This is a genomic window from Williamsia sp. (assembly GCF_016462415.1).
Lineage (GTDB): Bacteria > Actinomycetota > Actinomycetes > Mycobacteriales > Mycobacteriaceae > Williamsia_A.
The window spans coordinates 65,198-76,150 of the sequence record NZ_JAEMTF010000013.1; the positions used below are offsets into that span (position 1 = coordinate 65,198).

The following is a 10,953-nucleotide window of genomic DNA, read 5'->3' on the forward strand; positions in this document are numbered from 1 at the left end:
TGCGGAGGAGGGTTACGACGCCACCAACGGCGCCAGCGTCTTGCCCGCGAGCTCGACCACGCCCGGGATGTGTCCGTTGGGCACGAGGTTGATGGTCACGCCGTCGACCCCGACGTCGAGGACACGGCGCTGGATCTGCTCGGCGACCTCGTCGGGCGAGCCGACGAACATCCGGTCGGTGGCCGCGGCGCGCGCATCGTCGTCGAGGTTGTCGTAGTCGACACCGGTCTTGATGAGGTACTCGCGCTGCATCTTCCGGGCGGCGTCGCCGTCCTCGTCGATCATGGTGAACGCCAGGAAGCTGGTCTCGATGCTGTCCCGGTCGCGGCCGGCCTCCTCGCAGCGCTGCGCGAGCGCGTCGAGCTTGCGGGGCAGCTCGCTGGCGTTGCAGATGATGTTGAGGTGATCGGCGTAACGGGCCGCGAGACCGAAGGTCTTCTTCTCGCCGCCACCGCCCAGCATGATCGGCAGGTCGTCGCGGACCCGCGGCTCGTTGAGCGTCGAGTGCGCCTGGTACCACTTGCCGTCGACCTCGGGGTGGCGGCCGCGCAGCATCGGCTCGATGATCTGCAGCGCCTCGTCGAGGCGTTCGAAGCGGTCGGTGAAGGTGCCGAACTCGTAACCCATCTGCTGGTGCTCGAGCTCGTACCACCCGGCACCGATGGCGAGTACCGCGCGACCGGCGCTGACCAGGTCGAGGGTGGTGACGGTCTTCGCCAGCATCGCCGGGTTGCGGTAGGTGTTGCCGGTGACCAGCGTCGACAATTGCACCGATTCCGTGGCGGCGGCGATCGCCGCGAGCAGCGTGTAGGCCTCGAGCATCGGCTCCTCCGGCTTGCCGATGCCGGGCAGTTGGTAGAAGTGGTCCATCACCAGGACGGTGTCGAAGCCGTTCGCCTCGGCCTCCCGCGCCTGCGCGAGGACGGTCGGGACGATGTCGGCGGGCGTTCCCGGGTAGGTGAAGTTGGGGATCTGGTAGCCAAGGCGGATGCTCATGCATCCACGCTAAGTCCTGGAGTGCACTCCAGCGCAAGGGTTGGGCTGCAGTTGGCCGGGTGGTTGCTCATCCTTTCGGATGGCCACCCCGACCCGTCATTCGTACTTCTGACCGTTTCGTTCGTTTCGTCCGGCGGGGACACTTCGACGCATGGGTTTCCACAAGCCGACCGAGACGGTACTGGGTGTCGATTCGGGCGACCGCAACTGGGCCATCGGGTTCGGTGCGGCCATCGGGGTCGCGATCGGCGCCGTGCTGCCGTTGGTCTGGAACTCGATCGACGATGCGGACTGGGTCCCGGCGCACGATCTCGTCTCCGCGATCATGTCGGTCGACATCACCGCCATCGCGTTCCTGCGGCCCGCCGCGCTCGCGGCGGTGGGCGCCGCCCTGATGTGGATCTGGGCGGTCACCCAACCGCGCCTGACCATCAGTGACGACGAGATCGTCGTCGAGCACAAGGGATCCGAGCGGGTGATCCGACGCGAGCAGGTGTCGGGCGCCTATCTCCACGGATCGGCGATCATCATCGACGCCGCCGATGGGCGTCGTCTGTTCGACGAGGATGTCGAAGGCGCGAAGAAGCGCGCGGGTGAGGCATTCCGCCGCCACGGGTATCCCTGGGAGTCGCGGTGATTCTCCGATGAGAATCAGCAGTCTTTCCCGCTGAGCGGGAAACTCTGCTGACTATTGCCAGGTCTCAGTGCTGGTCGGCGAGTTGGGCCATCATCGCGTCGCGAGTCCCGTTGGTCTCGGAGTGACGGAGCGGCAGGACGTTGCGCACGAGGATCTCACGCACGGTCGGATCGGTGTCGATGATCGTCATCACCTCGTCGAGGAACTCCTCGAGCGGCATCGCCCAGTCGGCGTCCGCCTGTCCCGGGACCAGGTCGGTCTGCACGGCGGGAGGCGCCAGTTCGATGACCTGGATCCCGGTGTCGGACAGCTGTATACGGATGGCGTCGGTGAACGCGTGAACGGCCGCCTTGGTGGCGGAGTAGGTCGGGGTGGCCGCCATCGGGGTGAACGCCAGGCCGGAGGAGACCGTGATGATCGTCGCCTCGGACTTGGCGGCGAGGAACTCGGTGAACGCCCCGATCAGCCGGATCGATCCGAGCAGGTTGGTGGTCACCACCTCGACGGCGGTGTCGATGAAGTCGCCGGTGTGCACGTCCTCGGGCTTCATCACCCCGGCCATCGCGATGAGGACGTCGAGGTCGCCGAACCGCGCCTGGACATCGGCTGCGACCGCGGTGATCGAGTCGGGATCGCTGACGTCGAGCTCGACGGTGTGGATGCCGGGATGGTCTGACGCGATCTGGTCCAGCTTCTCGCGTCGACGTCCGGCGACGATGACCGTGTTGCCCGCGTCGTGGAATCGCCGGGCCAGTCCGAGTCCGATCCCGGATGTTCCGCCGGGGATGAACACGGTGTTGCCGGTGGTCTTCATGAGAACTCCTGGGTGTCAGGCCGTGGTCGGCGCTTGGAGGTGAACTCTCTCGAGTCCACTCCGCCGTGGGCCGGACAACAAGGACGCCCTCATCCAGGGATCGCCGCTCCGGGTCAGGCGCGGATCTGTGCCAGGTAGCGCGAGATCCGGCCGATCGCCTCGGTGAGCGTGGCCACGTCGGGCAGCGTCACCAGCCGGAAGTGGTCGGGTTCGAACCAGTTGAACCCGGTCCCGTGGGTGACGAGGATCTTCTCCGCGTGCAGCAGGTCGATGACGAACTGCTGATCGTCGACGATGGGATACACCTCGGGGTCGAGTCGGGGGAAGCAGTACAGCGCGCCCTGCGGCTTCACGCAGCTGACACCGGGGATCTCGTTGAGCAAGCGCCACGCGGTCATCGACTGCTCGTAGAACCGACCTCCCGGGACGATGAGCTCATCGATCGACTGGTAGCCGCCGAGGGCGGTCTGGATCGCGTGCTGGGCGGGCACATTGGCACACATGCGCATGTTGGCCAGCAGTCGCAGCCCCTCGAGGAAGTCGCTCGCGACGTGCTGCGGACCGGTGACCGCGACCCAGCCGCTCCGGTAGCCGCACACCCGGTAGGCCTTCGACAACCCGCTGAACGTCAGGCACAGGACGTCGTCACCCGCGAACGTCGCGGTGTGGTGATGGACCGCGTCGTCGAACAGGATCTTCTCGTAGATCTCGTCGCTCATCAGAACCAGATCGTGGCGGCGGGCGATGTCGACGAACCCGCGGACGATGTCCTCGCTGTAGACCGCGCCGGTCGGGTTGTTCGGGTTGATCAGGACGAGCGCGTGGGTGTTCGGCGTGATCTTGGATTCGATGTCGGCGAGGTCGGGGTTCCAGCCGTTCGACTCGTCGCAGCGATAGTGCACCGGGATGCCGCCGGCCAGGCTGACCGCACCGGTCCACAGCGGGTAGTCGGGTGCGGGGACGAGGATCTCGTTGCCGATGTCGACGAACGCCTGGAGCACCATCGTGATGAGCTCGCTGACCCCGTTGCCGATGAGGATGTCGCCGACGTCGACCGACTTCAGACCGCGCGTCTGGTAGTACTGCGCGACCGCGGTGCGCGCCGACATGATCCCGCGGGCGTCGCTGTACCCCTGCGCGGTGGAGATGTTCTCCACGACGTTGTGCAGGATGGCGCTCGGCGCGTCGAAACCGAACGGCGCCGGGTTGCCGATGTTGAGCTTGAGGATGCGGTGCCCCTGGGCCTCCAGCCGCTCGGCCTCGACGAGGATCGGGCCGCGGACGTCGTATCGGACGTTCCGGAGTCTCTGCGATTGACGGATCTGGCGTGCCATGCGGGTAAGCCTTACACATCGGGGCAACGGGATTTCCCCAGGGGAATTCGCGAGCCAGGGACCGACGAGTCCTGGTTCAGATCGCCCGGACAGACGACCGTGGGGTGCGACACAGGAGGTGAACGCGATGGATCGCGCAGGTTTGGCGGAGTTCCTCTCGCGTCGTCGGGACGCGCTGCAACCGGAGGACGTGGGGTTGCCGCGTGGCGCCCGCCGACGGACCACTGGGTTGCGCCGCGAGGAGGTGGCGCTGCTCGCGGGGATGTCGACGGACTATTACAGCCGCCTCGAGCAGCAACGCGGACCGCACCCGTCGGATCAGATGTTGGCGGCGATCGCCCGCGCCCTGCACCTGTCGCTGGCCGAGAGAGATCACCTGTTCCTGCTCGCGGGCCAGAACACGCCGCGGCGTGCGGTGCGCGGTGACCACGTGACCCCGGGCATGATGCGGATCGTCGACCGCCTGGGTGACACCCCGGCGATGGTCGTCAACAGCGCGGGCGAGACGCTGCTGCAGACCGCGCCCGCGGTCGCGCTCCTGGGTGACGAGACCGTCCACACCGGCTTCGCGCGCAGCGTCACCTACCGCTGGTTCACCGACGCCGACGCCCGGGCCAAGCACCCCGTCGACGACCACGCGATGCACGCGCGGGCGCACACCGCGCGGCTGAGGACCGCAGCGACCGCGGAGGGGCCGACCTCCCGGGCCGCCGAGGTCGCCACCGCGCTGCTCGAGGTGAGCCCGGCGTTCGCCGAGCACTGGAGCAGGCACGACGTCGACACCACGCTGCCCGATCAACGAAAGCGGTTGCTGCATCCGGAACTCGGGTTGATCGAGGTCCACTGCCAGACGCTGCTCGATCCCGACCAATCGCAGAGCCTGCTGGTCTACACCGCCACCCCGGGCAGCGAGAGCCACGAGAAGCTGTCGATGCTGGCCGCGGTGAGCGGCTGAGCCCTTGCTTCGCCATCCGCGGCAGCTACCGACATCTGCGACGGATGCAGGTGCCGCGTCTGCGTCGAACTGCCGCGGATTGCGCCGTCCGGTACTGCGGCCGTGACGCTCAGCGGGTGACGGCCGACGTCCGCATCGTGGCGGCGACCGTGAGCGTCGCCGCCAGGACCGCACCGGACGCGGCGATCACGGCCAGGGCGAGGACCGAGTGTGCGACGGTCGCGATCACGACCACCTCGGCGACGACCACCGCCCACGGCACGACGGCGATCCGCGTGCGTTCCCGGGCGATCGCCGCGAGCAGGGCCACCTGCAGGATCGCGAGTGCGCCACCGGTGATCGCGAACAACCACAGCAGCCCGGCGACCGGCCGGTAGTCGTCGCCGATGACGACCGGCACCAGCGGTCCGCCGATCAGGGCCCCCACCGTCGTGACGCCCGCCAGACCGATCAGGACCGCGACTCCCGTTCGGAGCGCACCCGACGACCGTTGCGCGTCGGCCAGACGGGGGAACAGGACGAGACCGATGGCCTGCGGCAGCCAGAACGCCACCTTGCTCGCGACGGTCCCGAGTGCGTAGACGCCCGAGTCGTGTTCACTCAGCACGACGCGGGCGAGCAACAGGTCCACCGACGTTGCCGAGATCAGCACCAGCTGAACCTGCGAGGCGTGCAGCACCGTGATCGGCGAGAGCCGTCCGCCCGGATCCCCCGCGCCGCCGGACGCGAGGCCGCGCATCCCGGTCTGCCACGCGACGATGCCCACCGCGACCACCGCGCCGAGCATCGTCGCGACCAGCGCGTCGGCCGATCCGCCGCCGACGGCCAGTGCGATCAACGGCGGCACGGTGCGCACCACACCGACCATTCCGATCACCCACGCCAGGCGGTGGAACTGCCCGCGGCCCTGCAGGATCCCCTGGCCCACGCTGATGAGCACCAGCAGGGGTGCGACCGCCATCGCGGCGGCGGTCGCGGTGAACCCGGTGTGGGCCAGCGTCATCACGGGGGCCACGGCGAGCGCCGCCAGCACGGCGACGGCCATCGCGGTGACGCCGCCGAGACGCAGCAGCGAGCCGACCGGGCGACCCGTCACCACCTCGCGCGCGGCCACCGCCTGCAGAGCGAGCGCCGGGACGCCGAGTACGAGGGTGGCCTGCAGCAGGACCGCGAACTCGCCGTACGAGCTGGTCGACAACCACGCGCTGGCCGGGAGGTGCACCAGATAGGCGCACACGTTGGCCACCATGCTGCCGACGGCGACCTGACCCATCGACGACGCGAGTGAGACGCCGGACGACACGCGGGGTGCGCCCGCCCGTTGCCCTGTCGCCATGAGGTCGAGTCTGTCAGTCCGCACTAGGGTCGGTTCCCATGACTCGCGTCCGCAGCCTCGTGACGCTGTGGGGATTCAGTGTCGGGGCGGCGGCGCTCATCCTGGCGCCGGTGCTGCGCGGGGTCATCGGCGACGGCAACGCCCTGCTCTACCGCGACGCGGTGTCGACGCCACGCAGCTTCGTCACCGACACCGCCCTGGGGCTGGGCGAGACCCCGGCACGCGCGGTCCCGCAGGACTGGCTGATCGCGATCGCGAGCCACGTCGTCGACGGGTCGCTGATCGTTCTCGGACTGACCTTCCTCGCTCTCGTCCTCGCCGGGGTGGGCGCGGGCCTGCTCGCGCTGCGCGTCGTCCCCGCCGCCCGCACCCCGGGCGCGCTGGCCGCGGCGACCCTGGCCATCTGGAATCCCTTTGTCGCCGAACGACTTCTGCAGGGGCAATGGAGTCTGCTCGTGGGCTACGGAGCGCTGAGCTGGATCGTCTGGTCGGCGCACCGATGCCTCGTCGCGCCGACCCGCGGCACCTGGCTGAGCCTGCTCGCCTGGTCGGCGGTCGCCGGACTCACACCCACCGGATCGTTGTTCGCCGCGGCCGCGGTCGTCGCGGTCCTGGTGGTCCCGGTGCTGTGCGACCCGACGGCCGCCGCTCGCGACCGAGCGGTGCGGGTCATCGGATCTGCGGCCGTGGTCGTCCTCGCGAGCCTGCCGTGGCTGGTCGCATCCGTGCTCACCTCGGCCGGCGCGACGTCCGACAGCACCGCCGTCGACGCGTTCGCCGCTCGCGCCGAGACCGGCCTGGGCACCCTCGGATCCCTCGCCGGCCTCGGCGGCATCTGGAACGCCGACGCGGTACCGTCCACCCGCTCCGGCGTCTGGGCTCCGGTGGCGACCGCCTGCCTGCTCGCGGTCATCGCCGTCGGCGGTACGCAGGTGTGGCGACGGCGCCGCCGGATCCCGGTGCTGCAGAACCTCTTCTGGCTCGCACTGGTGACGGTGGTCCTCGTCGCCCTGGCCGCGACCGGTCCCGGGCGCGCGGTGCTCGGGTGGATCGTCGACACCGTGCCGGGCGTCGGGCTGTTCCGCGACACCCAGAAGTGGGTCGCGCTGCTCGTGCCGTTCTACGCGGTCGCCGCGGCGTTCGCTGTGCAGGCCATCGGCCGGTGGGTTCCGCGGGGCCTCGCCGCGGTCGTCGCGATCGGACTGATCGCGCTCCCCCTGCCCGACCTGGCGTGGGGCGTGGGCGGCTCGGTCGACACCGTGGCCTACCCGCGCGACTGGGCGGCCGTCGCGCGGATCGTCCCGGCCGACTCCGGTGACGTCGCCGTCGTCCCGGACGGCACCAATCGTCGCTACGCCTTCACCGGTGGCGTGGTGTCCCTCGACCCCGCGGCGCGGATGCTGCGTGCGCCGGTGGTGAGCACGGGGGAACTGAGCGTCGGCGGCACGGCAGTCGACCGCCCCGACCGGTCGAGGGCCACCGACGTCGCCCACGTCCTGGCGCGCGGTGGACCTTCCGGCCGCCTCGCCGAGCTCGGGGTCGGGTGGGTGCTCGTCGAGGACGGATCGGCGCCCGCGACGGTGCGGGATCTCGCCGCCGCCTTCCGCGGGCCCACGCTCACGCTGTACCGGGTCCCCGATCCCGATGTGGTCCGCGCATCCGCGATCGACCGCACCCTGTCGTGGAGCGCACACGGCATCTGGCTCGGGATCATCGTGCTCGGATTTCTCGGAGCCGCCATCGGCGCCGGGCGACGACTGGTCCAATGGACCGCGTGACCGCAGACATCACCGAGACCCTGCAGAGGATCGCCGACGCCGCGGAGATCCGCGCGCTGAAGTACCGCTACCTGCGCACCCTCGACACCAAGCAGTGGGACGAGTTCACCGCGACCCTGACCGAGGACGTCACCGGCGAGTACGGGGCGTCGTTGAGTTTCTCCGACCGGGACACCCTCGTGACGTTCATGCGGACGTCACTGGGGACCGCCGACATCATCACCGAGCACCACGTCGGGCACCCGGAGATCGAGGTCACCGGTGACACCGCCACCGGCCGCTGGTATCTGCAGGACCGGGTGATCGCGCCGGGCGCGCAGTTCATGCTGTTCGGCGCGGCGATCTACGCCGACACCTACCGACGCACGCCGGAGGGGTGGCGGATCAGTTCGACCGGCTACGAGCGGACCTACGAGGCGACGCTGTCGTTGGCCGACGTGCCCAGCTTCGCGCTGTCCACCGGGCCGGCGATCCATCTGCCCGAGACCGCCGCGGATGCGACCAGCGCGACGGCGTCGGCGGTCGCCGACCAGGAGTAGCCCGCCACCCGCTCGCGTCCGGCCGCGCCGAGAGCAGCACGCCGGTCGTGGTCGGTGAGCAGGTCCGCGGTGACCCGCGCCAGGTCGTCGCGGTCGGCGGCGAGCACACCGGTGACGCCGTCGATCACCGAGTCGGTCAGACCGCGCGACGACCGGTAGCCGATGGTCGGGACGCCGTGCTGGGCCGCCTCGATGACCGCGAGGCCCCACCCCTCGGTGCGCGAGGGCATCAGGTGCAGGTCGGCGGCGGCGAGGACGGCATGCTTGGTGGCCTCGTCGACGTAGCCGTGGAACGTGACGTGGTCGTCGATGCCGAGCTCGGAGGCCACCACCCGCAGTCGGTCGCCCCACCAGCCGTCACCGACGACGTCGAGATGGATCCCCGGTCGCGACTCCCGGAGCCGTGCGACGACCTCGAGGGCGTCCTCGATCTGCTTGTGCGGCACCAGCCGCGACACCACACACAGCCGATCACCGGGCGACGACGACCCATCACCGGGCGACTTCGTCGCGGGCGGCCGGGCGTGTGCCGGGATCGGGTCGCTGCCCGCACGGACCACCGCGACCCGCTCGGCCTCGACACCGAGTGCGTGGAGGTCGGTGGCCGACGGGTCGGAAACGGTCAGGTACTGGTTGCGGCGGTGCACCCACGGCGAGATGCGGGACTCGATGAGCCAGCCCAGGCCCCCGAGCAACCGTCCCGCGACGGGCCACTGCGCGCGATGGCAGTGGTGCACGAGTACCACCACCGGCGCACGGGTCACGGCCGCGGCGAAGAACGGGATGCCGTTCTGGGTGTCGATGACGACGTCGGGACGGATCCCGGCCAACGGTCCACGCCCGAGACGGCCGGCCAGGATCGCGCCGAGTGCGCGCGGATAGACCGACAGTCGGCCACCGCCTCGCGAGATGCGGATTCCGTCGCGCATCTCGGTCGCGCTCGCACCCGGATAGCCTGCCGTACGCAGGGTGACGGTGACGCCGCGGCGGGCCAGCTCGGCACCGACCCGCTCGAGGTAGCGCTCGCTGCCGCCGCCCTGGGGGTGGTCGGTGTCGCGCCAGCAGAGCAGCAGCACCTCGCGAGGCAACGATGCCTCGACAACCTGCTGTTCCACTCTGTGACCTCTCCACGACCCCGCCCGGGCGGGCGGATCTCCCCCGCGAGGGTAGCGGCCCGACGTCCGGACACCGGCGATCAGGGCGGTGCCACTAGTGTCGTGGCCGTGCCCGACCGGATCCCTGTGCCCCAGCACGGCGCCCGTCGATTCGCCCGTCGGGCCACGCTGCGACGCGCGGCCGGACTGCTGAACGACTTCCGGTTCGAACAGACCGATCCCGACCGCTTCTACTCAGCGCTGGCGCGGGATTCGGTCGAGCTCATCGCCGACCTGTACCCCGACCCCCTCGACGGCGCGGTCGTCGTCGACGTCGGTGGGGGCCCGGGCTATTTCGCCGACGGCTTTCGGGACCGCGGTGCCCGGTACATCTCGGTGGAACCCGATCCGGCCGAGATGCACGCGGCCGCGCTGCCGCATCAGGCGAGCATCCGCGCCTCCGGCATGGATCTGCCGTTCGCCGACGGTTCGATGGATGTGTGCTTCTCGTCGAACGTGGCCGAGCACGTCGCACAACCGTGGCGAATGGGCTCGGAGATGCTGCGCGTCACGCGATCCGGCGGGATCATGGTGCTGTCGTACACCCTCTGGTACGGGCCGTTCGGTGGCCACGAGATGGGGCTCACGCACTACCTCGGCGGGGCCCGTGCCGCGCGTCGATACACCCGCCGACACGGCCATCCACCCAAGAACCTCTACGGCACCAGCTTGTTCGCGGTCACCGCGGCCGACGGTCTGCGGTGGGCCGCGACCGTAGACGCCGACGACGCGACCCTGATCGCCGCCTTCCCACGCTATCTGCCCCGGTGGATGTGGTGGGTCATGCGGGTACCGGGAGTACGAGAGGTGCTGGGCAGCAACCTCGTTCTCGTGTTCCGACGGACCTGAGCCGGGCAGGCGTCAGCGTGCTGGCGCCGCGCATCGCAGCAGACCGGTGGACGATGTCGATGTGTCGAGCACGCGGCCGTCGAGCGTGATGGTGCAGGTGACCTGACCCTGCAGCACCACCGCGGTCAGCGATGCCGTCCCGGACACGTCGGTGGCGACCGCCCACGGCGGGTTGATCAACCGCGGCGAGATCTTGATCGTGCTGCCCGCCGCGTAGGTGAGTCCGAGGATCTGCCCGTTCCCGCTCAGCGAGTACAGGATCTGTCCCGGGGCCGCCGACGCCGACGGCTGCGCGCCGGGGACGCCGGACGTCGGTGGCGTGGATTCCTCGGTCGGGGCCAGGAAGTCGTCCGTGGTCTCGACCGTCGACGAGGTGGCGGGGGTCGCGACGTCGTCGCCGTCACTGCTGCTCACGAGGAAGTAGCCGGCCACCAGCACGATGACCACCAGCAGCGCGACGACCGCGGCGATCAGCCACAGGGTGCGCGATGAACCGCCACCGGGCGGCGGGGCCGTCGCCGCGCCGTCGCCGGGGTACTCCCCGGGCGGGTACTGGTTCGG

Annotated in this window: 9 protein-coding genes and 2 pseudogenes; 5 read left to right on the top strand and 6 right to left on the bottom strand. The window is 70.1% G+C overall.

Annotation, left to right across the window (positions count from 1 at the left end):
- Positions 1-12: 12 nt before the first annotated feature.
- Entirely contained in the window at positions 13-996 is a 984-nt protein-coding gene (locus JHC79_RS05550; RefSeq protein ID WP_296389138.1) for a TIGR03560 family F420-dependent LLM class oxidoreductase, read from the bottom strand.
- A 151-nt stretch (positions 997-1,147) separates the two neighbouring features.
- Here JHC79_RS05550 and JHC79_RS05555 point away from each other — a divergent pair, with 151 nt between their 5' ends.
- A complete protein-coding gene (locus tag JHC79_RS05555) occupies positions 1,148-1,633 on the top strand; it encodes a hypothetical protein (RefSeq protein WP_296389139.1) in 486 nt (161 codons plus the stop codon).
- A 64-nt stretch (positions 1,634-1,697) separates the two neighbouring features.
- On the opposite strand, the gene JHC79_RS05560 is transcribed toward JHC79_RS05555, so the two are convergent.
- Complete coding sequence (locus tag JHC79_RS05560; protein ID WP_296389141.1) at positions 1,698-2,447, bottom strand: SDR family NAD(P)-dependent oxidoreductase; 750 nt, start codon at positions 2,445-2,447, stop codon at positions 1,698-1,700.
- A 113-nt stretch (positions 2,448-2,560) separates the two neighbouring features.
- Entirely contained in the window at positions 2,561-3,781 is a 1,221-nt protein-coding gene (locus tag JHC79_RS05565) for a pyridoxal phosphate-dependent aminotransferase (RefSeq protein ID WP_296389143.1), read from the bottom strand.
- 127 nt (positions 3,782-3,908) lie between these two features.
- Between JHC79_RS05565 and JHC79_RS05570 the strand changes: the two genes are divergently transcribed.
- A complete protein-coding gene (locus JHC79_RS05570; RefSeq protein WP_296389145.1) occupies positions 3,909-4,736 on the top strand; it encodes a helix-turn-helix transcriptional regulator in 828 nt (275 codons plus the stop codon).
- Positions 4,737-4,845: 109 nt separating this feature from the next.
- Here the strand turns inward: JHC79_RS05570 and JHC79_RS05575 are convergent, their stop codons facing one another.
- Positions 4,846-6,072, bottom strand: coding sequence for a polysaccharide biosynthesis protein (locus JHC79_RS05575; RefSeq protein WP_296389146.1), 1,227 nt, complete (start codon positions 6,070-6,072; stop codon positions 4,846-4,848).
- A 38-nt stretch (positions 6,073-6,110) separates the two neighbouring features.
- On the opposite strand from JHC79_RS05575, the gene JHC79_RS05580 reads away from it, so the two are divergent.
- Positions 6,111-7,850 (top strand): hypothetical protein, encoded by a 1,740-nt coding sequence (locus tag JHC79_RS05580; protein ID WP_296389148.1) that lies wholly within the window; start codon positions 6,111-6,113, stop codon positions 7,848-7,850.
- Positions 7,851-7,879: 29 nt separating this feature from the next.
- Positions 7,880-8,389: a nuclear transport factor 2 family protein gene (locus JHC79_RS05585; RefSeq protein WP_296389164.1), complete on the top strand. Its 510-nt coding sequence runs from the start codon at positions 7,880-7,882 to the stop codon at positions 8,387-8,389.
- Here the strand turns inward: JHC79_RS05585 and JHC79_RS05590 are convergent.
- A pseudogene (locus tag JHC79_RS05590) lies at positions 8,308-9,504 on the bottom strand (glycosyltransferase family 4 protein); the annotation flags it as partial. The gene JHC79_RS05585 and the pseudogene JHC79_RS05590 sit on opposite strands and share 82 nt — an antisense overlap.
- A gap of 108 nt (positions 9,505-9,612) precedes the next feature.
- Here JHC79_RS05590 and JHC79_RS05595 point away from each other — a divergent pair.
- Positions 9,613-10,392, top strand: a complete 780-nt coding sequence (locus tag JHC79_RS05595) for a class I SAM-dependent methyltransferase (RefSeq protein ID WP_296389150.1) — start codon at positions 9,613-9,615, stop codon at positions 10,390-10,392.
- A 12-nt stretch (positions 10,393-10,404) separates the two neighbouring features.
- Here JHC79_RS05595 and JHC79_RS05600 read toward each other — a convergent pair.
- A pseudogene (locus JHC79_RS05600) lies at positions 10,405-10,953 on the bottom strand (hypothetical protein); the annotation flags it as partial.